The sequence below is a fragment of the Pseudonocardia sp. ICBG162 genome (assembly GCF_020496225.1).
Lineage (GTDB): Bacteria > Actinomycetota > Actinomycetes > Mycobacteriales > Pseudonocardiaceae > Pseudonocardia > Pseudonocardia alni.
The window spans coordinates 527,996-541,791 of record NZ_JAHLJD010000017.1 but is presented as its reverse complement, the minus strand read 5'-3'; the positions used below and the strand labels follow the sequence as shown (position 1 = coordinate 541,791).

Below are 13,796 nucleotides of genomic sequence, written 5' to 3'. Positions count from 1 at the left end.
TGCATAGTGGATGCGAGCATCTTGTTGTGGTCAAGTTGTTAAGAGCACATGGTGGATGCCTGGGCATCAGGAGCCGATGAAGGACGTGGGAGGCCGCGATAGGCCTCGGGGAGCTGTCAACCGAGCTGTGATCCGAGGGTGTCCGAATGGGGAAACCCAGCGCCCGTCATGGGGCGTTACCCGTACCTGAATTCATAGGGTGCGTGGAGGGAACGTGGGGAAGTGAAACATCTCAGTACCCACAGGAAGAGAAAACAATAGTGATTCCGTGAGTAGTGGCGAGCGAAAGCGGAAGAGGCTAAACCGTGTCCGTGTCAAGCCGGCAGGCGTTGCGGGTGCGGGGTTGTGAGACGTGTCGTTCATCTTCTGCCGAGGATGGGACAACTTGGATCTGTGTTAGCGGAACGACTCTGGGATGGTCGGCCGTAGTGGGTGATAGCCCCGTACGCGAAAACACTGGGTTCTGTTGTGGGCGTGTTCTCGAGTAGCAGCGAGCCCGTGAAATTCGCTGTGAATCTGGCGGGACCACCCGTCAAGCCTAAATACTACCTGATGACCGATAGCGGACAAGTACCGTGAGGGAAAGGTGAAAAGTACCCCGGGAGGGGAGTGAAATAGTACCTGAAACCGTGTGCTTACAAGCCGTCAGAGCCTGCAGTGCTTTCGTGGTACAGGGTGATGGCGTGCCTTTTGAAGAATGAGCCTGCGAGTTATGCTTCGTGGCGAGGTTAACCTGTGTGGGGTAGCCGTAGCGAAAGCGAGTCCGAATAGGGCGCTGTAGTCGCGGGGTGTAGACCCGAAGCGGAGTGATCTACCCATGGCCAGGGTGAAGCGTCGGTAAGACGTCGTGGAGGCCCGAACCCACCAGGGTTGAAAACCTGGGGGATGAGCTGTGGGTAGGGGTGAAAGGCCAATCAAACTTCGTGATAGCTGGTTCTCCCCGAAATGCATTTAGGTGCAGCGTCGTGTGTTTCTCACCGGAGGTAGAGCACTGGATGGCCTAGGGGGCCGACAAGCTTACCGAAGTCAGCCAAACTCCGAATGCCGGTGAGTGAGAGCGCGGCAGTGAGACTGCGGGGGATAAGCTTCGTGGTCGAGAGGGAAACAGCCCAGATCACCGGCTAAGGCCCCTAAGCGTGCGCTAAGTGGGAAAGGATGTGGGATCGCCCGGACAACCAGGAGGTTGGCTTAGAAGCAGCCACCCTTGAAAGAGTGCGTAATAGCTCACTGGTCAAGTGGTCCTGCGCCGACAATGTAGCGGGGCTCAAGCGCACCGCCGAAGCCGTGGCAATGACATCTTTAGGTGTTGTTGGGTAGGGGAGCGTCCTGCATCTGGTGAAGCCCGGGAGTGATTTACGGGTGGAGGGTGTGGGAGTGAGAATGCAGGCATGAGTAGCGAATGCAGAGTGAGAATCTCTGCCGCCGGATGACCAAGGGTTCCTGGGCCAGGTTGTTCCGCCCAGGGTGAGCCGGGACCTAAGGCGAGGCCGTCAGGCGTAGTCGATGGACAACGGGTTGATATTCCCGTGCTCGTGATAGTGCGTCCATGCTGAATCTGGTGATGCTAACCATCCGAACCCACCTCGGCTCCTTCGGGAGTTGTGTTTGTGGGGGAGCGTGGGATCCGATCTGGTAGTAGGCAAGTGATGGGGTGACGCAGGAGGGTAGCTCCGCCACGCGGTGGTTGTCGTGGTGTAAGCCTGTAGCCCGAGTCCTAGGTAAATCCGGGGCTCATATAAGGGTGAGAGGTGATGCGTAGCCGATTGAGGCGAAGAGGGTGATCCCATGCTGTCGAGAAAAGCCTCTAGCGAGTGCTGTTGCGGCCCGTACCCCAAACCGACACAGGTGGTCAGGTAGAGAATACCGAGGCGATCGAGCGAACTGTGGTTAAGGAATTCGGCAAAATACCTCCGTAACTTCGGGAGAAGGAGGGCCGGTTGTCTTGAGGCTCCTTGCGGGCTAGGGACGGCCGGTCGCAGAGACCAGGCCCAAGCGACTGTTTACTAAAAACACAGGTCCGTGCGAAGTCGCAAGACGATGTATACGGACTGACGCCTGCCCGGTGCTGGAACGTTAAGAGGACCTGTTAGCTCCTTCGGGGCGAAGCGGAGAATTTAAGCGCCAGTAAACGGCGGTGGTAACTATAACCATCCTAAGGTAGCGAAATTCCTTGTCGGGTAAGTTCCGACCTGCACGAATGGCGTAACGACTTGGGCGCTGTCTCGACCACAGACTCGGCGAAATTGCACTACGAGTAAAGATGCTCGTTACGCGCGGCAGGACGGAAAGACCCCGGGACCTTTACTATAGCTTGGTATTGGTGCTCGGTTCGGCTTGTGTAGGATAGGTGGGAGACTGTGAAATCGCCACGCCAGTGGTGGTGGAGTCGTTGTTGAAATACCACTCTGGTCGAATTGGGTGTCTCAACCTCGGGCCATGATCTGGTTCAGGGACAGTGCCTGGTGGGTAGTTTAACTGGGGCGGTTGCCTCCCAAAGAGTAACGGAGGCGCCCAAAGGTTCCCTCAGCCTGGTTGGCAATCAGGTGTTGAGTGTAAGTGCACAAGGGAGCTTGACTGTGAGACTGACGGGTCGAGCAGGGACGAAAGTCGGGACTAGTGATCCGGCACCACCTTGTGGAAGGGGTGTCGCTCAACGGATAAAAGGTACCCCGGGGATAACAGGCTGATCTTGCCCAAGAGTCCATATCGACGGCATGGTTTGGCACCTCGATGTCGGCTCGTCGCATCCTGGGGCTGGAGTAGGTCCCAAGGGTTGGGCTGTTCGCCCATTAAAGCGGTACGCGAGCTGGGTTTAGAACGTCGTGAGACAGTTCGGTCCCTATCCGCCGCGCGCGTTGGAGACTTGAGGAAGGCTGTCCCTAGTACGAGAGGACCGGGACGGACGAACCTCTGGTGTGCCAGTTGTCCCGCCAGGGGCACGGCTGGTTGGCTATGTTCGGGAGGGATAACCGCTGAAGGCATCTAAGCGGGAAGCCTGTTCCAAGATGAGGTCTCCCACCACCTTCGAGTGGGTAAGGCTCCCAGTAGATGACTGGGTTGATAGGCCGGAGATGGAAGCCCTGTGAGGGGTGGAGTTGACCGGTACTAATAGGCCGAGGGCTTGCCACAACGAGTTGTTCGCATCCACTGTGTGACCCTGAGTCCACAACCATCCACGTTTCCCCGGTGATCCGGGGGAGTGTGGGGTGGTGTGTGTGCTCGACCCCTGCCCCTAGGTTTTTGGGGGTGGGGTGATAGTTGGATAGTGTTGTCGGTGGTCATTGCGGTAGGGAAACGCCCGGTCCCATTCCGAACCCGGTAGCTAAGCCTTCCAGCGCCGATGGTACTGCACTCGCCAGGGTGTGGGAGAGTAGGTCGTCGCCGACATTCAACTTTGATGGGATGTGCCCCGGACTTTCGAGTCCGGGGCATTTCTCATTTCCGGACCCTTTTCGCGCCGCCACGTATCGGGTCCGGGGTGTGCTCCCTCGTGGAGTTCCCGCACGGCCGGTGGGCCGGCGCACCTCGCATGCTTTCCTGCGACCTCGCAGACCCTGCAGAGGGTGCGAGGTCGCAGGAACGTGTGCGACGTCGGGCACCGTGGCGTGTGTGCGCCCGTGGACCCGGGACGGTCGGACCCGCCCGACAGGCCTTGGGGCGCGCGGACGGGACACGGACGGGGGTCGGGTGGAACCAGACGGGCCTCGTGTACGACAGTGACGGTATGGACTGTCAGGGCTACCGCGAGGTGCTGTCCGCCTGTCTCGACGGTGAGGCGGGCGACGACGAGCGCGCGGCGGCCGAGGACCACCTCGCCGGGTGCGCGTCCTGCCGCGCGTTCGCCGACGGTGCCGACCGGCTCGGCCGGCTCGCACGCGTCGGTCCGGCGGACCCGGTCCCCGATCTCGCCGACCGGGTGCTCGCCGTGCTCGGCGTCGCCGCCCCGGCCCCGGCACCACCGCTCCCGTCCGTCCCGCGGCTGAGCTGTCTCGACGGCGGCTGCTGCAGCGGGTCGGCGGGCCCGGCCCCGATGAGTGCGGCGACCTCGGCCTGCGGGTGCGCGAGCACCTGTGGCTGCGGCTGCCAGCAGGGCGCACCCTGCCGCTGCGCCGTGCGCGCCGCCTAGTACTACAGTCGCGTTTATGTTGAGGGTGATCGGTGTGTTTCCGGTTCTGGTGTTCGTGACTGTGTTAACCCTTGGCGGTGGGTGACGATATTGGTGTGGCGGATGTGCGGGAGTGGGCGGCGGGTCTGGACGAGATCGCGCGGTTGATTGGGTCGCGGTTCGCGCGTTCGGAGCCGCGGGCGAACGCGGTCGCGTATGTGCGGGGGCTGCTCTCGGAGCGGGAGCGGAAGAACTCGTGGACGATCTCCGAGCAGGCCGGTCAGCCGGTGCCGGATCCGATGCAGCGGCTGCTGTCGACGACGGACTGGGATCCCGATGCAGTGCGGGACGATCTGCGCACGTATGTCGTTGCGCACCTGGGCGACCGGGCTGGGATCCTCGTCGTCGACGAGACCGGGTTCCTGAAGAAGGGAGACCGGTCGGCGGGTGTCGCGCGGCAATACACCGGCACGGCGGGTCGGATTGAGAACGCGCAGGTCGGTGTGTTCCTGACCTATGCGACGCCGCATGGGCGGACGTTCCTGGACGGGGAGCTGTATCTGCCGAAGGCGTGGACCGAGGATCGCCCCCGATGTGACCGTGCGGGGATCCCTGCTGATCGTGAGTTCCGCACCAAGCCCGAGCTGGCGGTCGAGATGATCGCCCGCGCGATCGACGGCGGGGTTCCGGCGTCGTGGGTGACCGGCGATGCCGTCTACGGACAGCACTACCGGCTCCGCAAGAGCCTCGAAGACCGTCAGATGAGCTACGTGCTCGCGATCCCCTCCAACCAGCGCGTGATCGCCAAGACCACCTCGTCGATCATCGGGAGCGAGTACCGGGCCGACGCGCTCATCGCAGGACTGCCGGCCACCGCGTGGCGCAGCAGGTCAGCCGGCGCCGGATCGAAGGGCGACCGTCGCTACGCGTGGGCGCGGGCGCGGATCAACGGGGAACGCGATCCCGACGCCGAGTACTGGCTGCTGGCCCGCCGCAGCCTGACTGCCCCCTCAGAGCTGGCGTACTACCTCTGCCACACGCCCAAGCGAGTCGCGCTCAGCGAGCTGGCCCGGGTCGCCGGCGCGCGGTGGGCGATCGAGGAGACCTTCCAGACCGCGAAAGGCCAGACCGGCCTCGATCATTACCAAGTCCGGCAATACACCGGCTGGTACCGGCACATCACTCTCTCCATGCTCGCGCACGCCTTCCTCACCGTGACACGGTCAAAAGGGGGCTCTCCACGCCGACAGCGGCGAGCTCATCGCGCTGAGCCTGCCCGAGATCCGCCACCTCATCGCCACCCTCGCACTGGACACGATCGCCGACCCCGGCCACGTGCTGCGCCGCTCACGCTGGCGACGAAGACACCAACACACCGCCCAACAGCACCACTACCAACACCGCAGCCACAACCCATAAACGCGACTGTAGTACTAGGCGAGCGGGTGCCGACCGCGACGGCCGGTCCGGTGCCGCCGGAACCGCCGGGCGGTGCGCGCTGCGGGCTCGCGGACCGGCCCGCGGAGCCACCCCGTCGGTGGCGCCGCGGCCGGCACCGTCGTGGTGCAATGACCGTCCCGACATCCCGGCACCGCAGTGACGACGAGGGAGCCGCATGAGCGCACCGCGCACGCCCGGCCCGGGCGCGCTGTCCCCGCAGGCGTCACCCGAGCTCGCCGACGAGCTCACCCGCATCGCATGGCGGGTCGACCGCTGGATCGACCCCGGCCCCGCGTCGGTCGTCGCGGGGGCGGGAGTCGCCGCCGTCGTCGCCGCCCTGCTCATGCCCTGGTCCACCCGCGGCGCCGGATGGGAGGTCCTCGCCGGCCGGGCCGCGATGGGGCCGCTGCCGTGGCTGTTCACCGTCGTCGCGGTCGTCGCGGTGGGGGTGTCGGTGCTCGCCCTCCTGACCCGGTTCTGGCCGCTGGCCTGGACCGCGGCCACCGTCACCGGCGTCGGTGCGGTCACCGGGCTCTGGGCGGTGTGGTCGCGGCAGACCGCGGTCGCCGGCACCGACGACATCGGGCCGGGCCTGGTCGTCACCGTGCTCGGGGTGCTCGTGCTGTTCGGCACCTGGGCGCGCACCGTCGTCGCCTGCGGGCCGCGCGCCCCGCACGGCCCGCCCGCCTGACCCGGGCGGTCAGGGCACGAGCGCGGGGACCCGACGCGCGGCCAGGTCCTCCAGGACGCCGACGGCGTCCTCCACCGGCGGCAGCGCCAGCATCGCGCGCTGGGCCGAGCGCATCCGCGCGCGGACGTCGTCGTCGCCCAGGAGCCGGGTGCACGTCGCGGCGACCTCGGCGGCGTCGGGCGTGCAGTGCGCGCCCAGCCCGAGCTCGGCGATCCGCCGGGCGTTGTGCTCCTGGTCCCCGAACTGCGGCAGCACCGCCAGCGGGACGCCATGCCGCACGGCCTCGCGGACGCCGTTGTAGCCGCCGTGGGTCAGGAACAGGTCCGCGACCTGCAGCAGCAGCGGCTGCGGCACCCACGGCGCGGGATGCACGTGTGCGGGCAGCGCCAGGTCGTCGACCGGCAGGCCGCCGGTGGACAGCACCACCTCGGCATCGAGCCGGGACGCCGCCTCGGCCACCGTGCGCAGCGCGGCGTGCGGGTCGACGGGGGCGCGGCGCTCGGCGCGCCCGGCCATCGCCGGCATCGCCGTCCCCAGCCCCGCGACGACCAGCGGCCGGCTCCCGGGCAGCGCGCCGACCCAGCCGGGCAGCGTCTCGCCGCGGGAGACCTGGTCGTCCTGGCGGAACGCCCGCGCCGGTGCGATCTGCGGCCCCGCCAGTGAGAACTGCGGCGGCATGCAGTCCAGCCGCCCCCACCGGTGCAGTGCGGCCGGGTCGTCCGAGGCGGCGAAGCCGAGCTCGTCGCGACGCTCCGCCAGCGCGTCGGCGACGACGTGCGGGGCGAGGACGTTGCCCGCACCCGACGGCGCCGCCACACACGGCACCCCCAGGTGCTCGGCCACCAGGAACCCCGCGGTCTCGCCGCCGTCGCGCAGCACCAGGTCCGGGGTCCCGTGCGACCCCACCAGCGCGAGCAGCGCCCGCGCCGAGCTCGTCACCTGCGGACCGGCGAACAGGGTCGGCAGCAGTGCCGTCGTCACCTCGGTGGCGGTCAGCGTCGCGAGTGCGGCGGGCCCACCGAGCCGGGCGACGGCCGGGCCGAGGTGCTCGGCGGAGTCGGCCATCGTCGCGAACACCGGCTCGACGACGACCGGCGCACCGTCGAACACCCCCGCGATGTCGGGCGGGCACGCCACCACGACCCGGTGGCCCGCGTCGCCCAGCGCGCGGGCGAAGGGGAGCACGGCCCGGCCGTGCGAGGGGTAACCGGTGACACTGCAGAGGACGAGCACCCGATCATGATCGACCCGATCGTTGCGGTAAGCAAATGATCAGGTGCGGGTCCAGCGGCCCAGCACCATCAGCGTCCGGGTCCCGGTGACCGTGCCGTTGCGCCGCAGCCGGTCGATCACCTCCTGCAGGTGCGCGAGATCGCGGACCCGGACCTGCACCAGGGCGTCGAGGTCACCGGCCAGGGTGTAGACCGCCTGCACCTCCGGCTGGCGCGACGCCGAGTCGACGATCTCCGAGACGCTCGCGGTGCCGGCGTAGCGGATCTCGCTGAACGCCTCGACCGGCCAGCCCAGCCTGGCGTGGTCCACCTGCACGGTGAACCCGGTGATCACCCCGGACTCGCGCATCCGGTCGACCCGCCGCTTGGTCGCGGCGGTGGACAGCCCGACCCGCTCGGCCATGTCGGCGTAGGTGCGGCGCGCGTCCTCGTGCAGCAACCGCAGGATCGCGTGGTCCAGGTCGTCGACCTCGGTCTCGGGCACGGCACCTCCAGCGCAACGGATCCACGGTCTCGTGGGCCTTCGACGGTATCCGTTGCGTATCCGCGGCGATCACTGCCATAGGCATTGTGTCGAGGCCGTCGTCGCGCTGTCCTGGTGCGGACGCGCCGCCCGACTCGCCGAGGAGCCGAGAATGACCGTGCTGGACGACAAGTACCTCGCCGCCCACGGTCGGGCCCCGATGAGCGGGATCCAGGCGCTGGTCCGGCTCGTGCTCGAGCAGGCCCGCCTCGACACCGCCCGCGGGTTCGACACGGCCTCGTTCGTCTCCGGCTACCAGGGCTCCCCGCTCGGCACCTTCGACGCCGAGCTCGGCCGCGCCCGTGCCCACCTCGACGCCGAGCGCGTGGTGTTCCGGCCCGGGCTCAACGAGGAGCTCGCCGCCACCGCCGTCGCGGGCACCCAGCTGCTCGACGCCGTCCCCGGCCGCCGCCACGAGGGCGTCGTCGGCTGGTGGTACGGCAAGAACCCCGGCCTCGACCGGGCCGCCGACGCGATCCGGCACGGCACCCTGGCCGGCACCGCCCGGCTCGGCGGCGCCGTCGCGATCATCGGCGACGACCCGTCCTGCAAGTCCTCCACCGTGCCCAGCTCCTGCGAGCCGATGGCGCAGTCCCTGGCGATGCCGCTGCTCGCGCCCGGCTCGGTGGCCGAGGTGATCGAGCTGGGCCTGCACGCCGTCGCGCTGTCCCGCGCCACCGGGCTCTGGACCGGCCTGAAGATCGTCGCCGACGTCGCCGACGCGTCCTGCACCGTCGACCTCGGCGCGCTGCGCCCCGAGCTGGTCGGCATCCCGGCCCCGCCCGCCACCGACCGCGCGCAGTCCGGCCCGCTCGTCGGGCCCGCCGCCATCGAGGCCGAGCACGACCAGCTCACCCGCAGGCTCGACCTGGCCCGCCAGTACGCCCGCGAGACCGGGCTCAACCGCGTCACCTTCACCTCCCGCGACCCGCACCTCGCCGTGCTCGCCTCGGGCACCGCCTACGCCACCGTGCTGCGGGCGTGCGAGGACCTGGGCCTGGGCGAGGCCGAGCTCGACGCGCTCGGCGTGCGCCTGATCCGCCTCGCCATGCCGTTCCCGGTCGACGCCGACGCGCTCGCCGGGCTCGTCGAGGGCTGCGCGGAGGTGCTCGTCGTCGAGGACAAGGTGCCGTTCCTGGAGGGCCACCTGCGCGACGCGCTCTACGGGCGCGACCACCGGCCCACCGTCACCGGCCGCCGCGACGAGCGCGGCCGCCCGCTGCTGTCCGCCCGCGGCCAGCTCGGCTCCGAGGACGTCGCCCGCGCCCTCGCCGCCCGGCTCACCGCCGCCGGGCGGACCCTGCCCGCCGCGGCGACCGCGCACCTGGAGCGCCTCGCACCGCCGAAGCCGTCGCGGATCGGGCTGGACCTGCTCGGGAACCGGACGCCGTACTTCTGCTCCGGCTGCCCGCACAACACCTCCACCCGCACCGGCGACGACACGCTCGTCGGGGTCGGGATCGGCTGCCACGCGATGATCGCCCTCGACGGCGAGCACCGCGGCCACCAGATCGGGCTGACCCAGATGGGCGGCGAGGGCGCCCAGTGGATCGGCCTGGCCCCGTTCACCGACGACCGCACCCTCGTCCAGAACCTCGGCGACGGCACCTTCCACCACTCCGGCTCGCTCGCGATCCGCGCCGCCGTCGCGGCCGGGGTCACCATGACCTACAAGCTGCTCTACAACGACGCCGTCGCCATGACCGGCGGGCAGCGCGCCGAGGGCCGGATGAACGTCCCCGACATCACGCGCTCGCTCGCCCTGGAGGGCGTGCGCCGGATCGTCGTCACCACCGACAGCCCGCGTGACTACCGCGGCATCGCCCTCGACCCGATCGCGAGCGTCCGCCACCGCGACGAGCTCGCCGCGGCCGAGGAGGAGCTGAAGGCCCTCGACGGCGTCACCGTCCTGATCCACGACGACCGCTGCGCCGCCGAGGAGCGCCGCCTGCGCAAGCGCGGCAAGCTGCCCGCCCCGGCCGAGAAGGTGCTGATCAACGAGCGGGTCTGCGAGGGCTGCGGCGACTGCGGCGAGGCGTCCACCTGCCTGTCGGTGCTGCCGGTGGAGACCGAGTTCGGTCGCAAGACCGCCATCCACCAGGCGTCCTGCAACACCGACTACTCCTGCCTCAAGGGCGACTGCCCGTCGTTCCTCACCGTGGTGCCCGGCACCCGGCCGCGCCGGGAGATCCCGGCGCTGCCGGTCACGCTCGTCGACCCCGAGCCGCGGGTCGACCCGGACGCGACCCTGATCCGGATGCCCGGCATCGGCGGCACCGGCGTCGTCACCGCCTCGGCGATCCTGCAGATGGCGGCCCACCTCGACGGGCTCTTCGCCGCCGGGCTGGAGCAGGTCGGGCTCGCGCAGAAGGGCGGCCCGGTCGTCTCCGACGTCCGGATCTCCAAGCAGCCCCACCACGGGATCCTGCGTGCCTCCCGCGCCACCGCGGACGTGCTGATCGGCATGGACCTCGTCGGCACCGCCTCCGACGCGACACTCGCGGTCGCCCGGCCCGGGCACACCGTCGCCGTCGTCAACACCTCGCTCGTGCCGACCGCGGCCATGGTCACCGGCCGCGTCGTGCTGCCCGGCTCCACCGACGACGCCGTCGAGCGGATCGGCGCGGTCACCCGGGACCTGCTCGCCGTCGACGCCCAGACGCTGTCCGAGGCGCTGTTCGACGACCACCTCCCGACCAACATGCTGCTGCTCGGCGCCGCCTACCAGCACGGGGTGCTCCCGGTGTCGGCCGAGGCGCTGGAGGAGGCGATCCGGGTCAACGGCGCGGCCGTGGAGACCACGCTGACCGCGTTCCGCTGGGGCCGGGCCGCCGCGATCGACGCCGCCGCCGTGCGCAGCGCGCTCGTCGCGCCGCAGCCGGCCCCGGTCGCCGTCGACGAGGCGTCCGCGGAGCTGGCCCGCTCGGTCGCCGCGGGCACCGGGCTCGCCGACGTGCTCGCCACCCGCATCGCCGACCTCACCGGCTACCAGGACGCCGAGGAGGTCCGCAGGGTCACGGCCGTCGCCGCCGCGCGGGCCGGGGACGCGGCCGGGGAGCGCATCGGCGCCGCCTACGCCCACGGCCTGCACCGGCTCATGGCCTACAAGGACGAGTACGAGGTCGCCCGCCTGCACCTGGACCCGGTGGAGACCGCCCGCCGCGACGCCGCGTTCGGTCCCGACGCCCGGGTGTCGGTGATGCTGCACCCGCCGGTGCTGCGCGCGCTGGGGATGAACCGCAAGATCGCCCTCGACGGACGGCTGGCCACCCCCGCGTTCCGGGCGCTGCGCGCGGCCCGGCGGCTGCGCGGCACCCCGCTGGACGTGTTCGGCCGGGCCGGGGTCCGCCGCGTGGAGCGCGAGCTGGTGGGGGAGTACCAGGCGCTGGTCCGCTCGGCGCTCGACCGGCTCGAGGTCGACACCGTGGACGGTGTGGTCGCCGTCGCCGACACCGCGGACCTGGTGCGCGGCTACGAGAACGTCAAGCTCGGCAACGTCGAGCGGTTCCGCGAGCAGGCCCGGGCCGCGCTCGCCGCCCTGACCGGCTGACTCTCAGCGACTCGCGCGGGCGGGTCTCAGGCGCGCCTCAGCGTTGCGGCGCACAATCGCCCGCGTGGGGGAACGCCTGATCGCGCAGCACTGGAACGACCGTCTCCGGCAGACCCGGACCCCGAGGCGGTGGCGCCGCCCGGACCCGTCGGTGCTGCGGCGGCTCGGGCTCGGGATCCTGGCCGGCGGGCTCGTCCTCGCCGGGTGCTCGGCGCCCGCCGCGGTCGGCGTCGCCGCGGTCGCCTCCGTCGTGCCGCCGGGTACGACCGGCGACCTGCCGAGCGCCGCGGCGCTGCCCGCGGCGACCGTCCTCACCGACCGCGACGGCACCCCGATCGCCTACCTCGACGAGCAGTACCGGATCCCCGTGTCCTACAACCGGATCGCCCCGGCGATGGTCGCCGCGATCGTCGACGTCGAGGACCGCCGGTTCTTCGACGAGTCCGGGGTGGACCCGGTCGGCACCCTGCGCGCGCTGGTCACCGACGCCGCGGGCGGCGCGGTGCAGGGCGGCTCCACCATCACCCAGCAGTACGTGAAGAACTGGCTGATCGACGTCGTCGACCGCGACGACCCCGCCGCCCAGCGGGCCGACCACGCCGACACCCCGACCCGCAAGATCCGCGAGGCGGTGCTCGCCCAGCGCCTGGCGCACGGCACGTCCAAGCAGGACGTGCTCGCCGGGTACCTCAACACCGTCGAGTTCACCGGCAACGTCTACGGCGTCGAGGCCGCCGCGCGCGCCTGGTTCGGCACCGACGCCGCACACCTCACGGTCCCGCAGGCCGCGCTGCTCGCGGGCGCGGTCAACAACCCCACCCTGTTCGACCCGTTCCGCCACCCGCAGGCCGCGACCGACCGGCGCAACACCGTCATCGCGGCCATGCGCGACGCCGGGTCGCTCACCCCCGCCCAGGCCGCCGAGGCCACCGCCGCGCCGCTCGGGGTGCGCGCCGGCGGGCCGCAGGTCCCCGGGCACAACTGCTACGGCGCCACCGACGGCGCCGGGTTCCTCTGCGAGTACGCGGTGTCCGAGCTGGAGCGGGCCGGGTTCACCGAGCAGCAGCTCGACACCGGCGGCTACACGATCCGCACCACCCTCGACCCGGCCGCGACGGCGTCGGCGCAGCAGGCGGTCGACGCGAACGTGCCGCGCACCCAGGACGGCGTCGCCAACACCCTGGCGCTGATCCGGCCCGGGCACGGCGACGCGGCCACCGGCGACCACCAGATCCTCGCCATGGTCGCCAACCGGCGGCCCGGGACCGACGCCACGGCCGGCGACACCACCCGCGACCTCGTCGCCGCGCCGTCGAACGTCTTCGGCGCCGGGTCCACCTTCAAGATCTTCACCACGGCCGCGGCGCTGGAGGCGGGCACCGTCGGCTACGACAGCACGCTGCCCGACCCGGCCTCGGCGTGCTTCCCCGGCGCCGGGACCAGCTGCTACCCGGTCGCCAACGACACGCCGGACTACCCGGACCCGATCCCGCTGCCCGTCGCGCTCGCGACCTCCCCGAACACCGCGTTCGTCGACCTGGAGGAACGCACCGGCATCCCCCGGGTCGTGGACATGGCGCGCCGGCTCGGGCTGCGCGACACCCTGGCGTCGAATGCGGCGGGCGGGACACCGGACCCGTCGTCGCCGGACGCGCGGATCTCCCAGCCGCAGTCGACCTTCTTCGCCGACCTGCCGTCGTTCACCCTCGGGGTCAGCCCGGTGTCCACCCTGGAGATGGCGAACGTGGCCGCGACCGTCCAGAGCGACGGCGTGTGGTGCGCCCCGGACGCCGTGCTGTCGGTGACCGACCGCGACGGCGCCGCGGTGCCGGTGAACCGGCCCGCCTGCGAGCAGGCCGTCGCACCCGGGATCGCGCACACCCTGTCCGCCGGGCTCGGCGGGGACACCGTGTCCGGTACCTCGGCGGCCGCGGCGCGGGCCGCGGGCTGGACGCGGCCGACGATCGGCAAGACGGGTACGACCAACTCCTCGGAGTCGGTCGCGTTCGTCGGCGGCACCGGGGGCATCGACGGCGTCGCCGGTTCCTCGATGGTGTTCGCCGACGGCCCGAACCCGTCCGAGATCTGCCCCGGGGACCCGGTCCACCTGGGCGACTGCGGACACGGCGCGTTCGGCGGCACGGTCGCGGCACCGCCGTTCTTCGCGGCCGTCGACCCGCTGATCGCCGGCCGGGCCGACGTGCCGCTGCCCGACCCCGACCCGGACTACCTGCAGCCCCGCAACGGGTAGCCCC

The 13,796-nt window shown here is 70.4% G+C and carries 6 protein-coding genes, 2 rRNA genes and 1 pseudogene; 7 read left to right on the top strand and 2 right to left on the bottom strand.

Going from position 1 to position 13,796, the window contains the following annotated elements; genetic code table 11:
- Positions 1 to 28 precede the first annotated feature (28 nt).
- From KPL60_RS16620 to KPL60_RS16600, 5 genes and pseudogenes are all read left to right on the top strand, one after another.
- A 23S ribosomal RNA gene (locus KPL60_RS16620) occupies positions 29 to 3,129 on the top strand.
- Between the two features lie 141 nt (positions 3,130 to 3,270).
- Positions 3,271 to 3,387: ribosomal RNA gene (gene rrf, locus KPL60_RS16615) — 5S ribosomal RNA — on the top strand.
- 337 nt (positions 3,388 to 3,724) lie between these two features.
- Positions 3,725 to 4,126, top strand: coding sequence for a zf-HC2 domain-containing protein (locus KPL60_RS16610; RefSeq protein ID WP_226366390.1), 402 nt, complete (start codon positions 3,725 to 3,727; stop codon positions 4,124 to 4,126).
- Positions 4,127 to 4,221: 95 nt separating this feature from the next.
- Positions 4,222 to 5,334: pseudogene (locus KPL60_RS16605) on the top strand (IS701 family transposase); the annotation flags it as partial.
- 386 nt (positions 5,335 to 5,720) lie between these two features.
- Positions 5,721 to 6,236: a hypothetical protein gene (locus KPL60_RS16600; RefSeq protein WP_226350595.1), complete on the top strand. Its 516-nt coding sequence runs from the start codon at positions 5,721 to 5,723 to the stop codon at positions 6,234 to 6,236.
- Between the two features lie 9 nt (positions 6,237 to 6,245).
- Here the strand turns inward: KPL60_RS16600 and KPL60_RS34710 are convergent, their stop codons facing one another.
- Positions 6,246 to 7,469: a glycosyltransferase gene (locus tag KPL60_RS34710; RefSeq protein WP_226366389.1), complete on the bottom strand. Its 1,224-nt coding sequence runs from the start codon at positions 7,467 to 7,469 to the stop codon at positions 6,246 to 6,248.
- 39 nt (positions 7,470 to 7,508) lie between these two features.
- Positions 7,509 to 7,952, bottom strand: coding sequence for an Lrp/AsnC family transcriptional regulator (locus KPL60_RS16590; protein ID WP_179762271.1), 444 nt, complete (start codon positions 7,950 to 7,952; stop codon positions 7,509 to 7,511).
- Positions 7,953 to 8,103: 151 nt separating this feature from the next.
- On the opposite strand from KPL60_RS16590, the gene KPL60_RS16585 reads away from it, so the two are divergent.
- Positions 8,104 to 11,541 carry an indolepyruvate ferredoxin oxidoreductase family protein gene (locus tag KPL60_RS16585; protein WP_226366388.1) on the top strand — a complete coding sequence of 1,146 codons (3,438 nt, stop codon included), beginning with the start codon at positions 8,104 to 8,106 and terminating at the stop codon, positions 11,539 to 11,541.
- 64 nt (positions 11,542 to 11,605) lie between these two features.
- Complete coding sequence (locus KPL60_RS16580) at positions 11,606 to 13,792, top strand: transglycosylase domain-containing protein (protein ID WP_226350598.1); 2,187 nt, start codon at positions 11,606 to 11,608, stop codon at positions 13,790 to 13,792.
- Positions 13,793 to 13,796: the final 4 nt, after the last annotated feature.

Coding starts and splice junctions, on each gene's coding strand:
- KPL60_RS16610 (WP_226366390.1), top strand. CDS start 3,725: ATGGACTGTCAGGGCTACCGCGAGGTGCTGTCCGCCTGTCTCGACGGT.
- KPL60_RS16600 (WP_226350595.1), top strand. CDS start 5,721: ATGAGCGCACCGCGCACGCCCGGCCCGGGCGCGCTGTCCCCGCAGGCG.
- KPL60_RS16585 (WP_226366388.1), top strand. CDS start 8,104: ATGACCGTGCTGGACGACAAGTACCTCGCCGCCCACGGTCGGGCCCCG.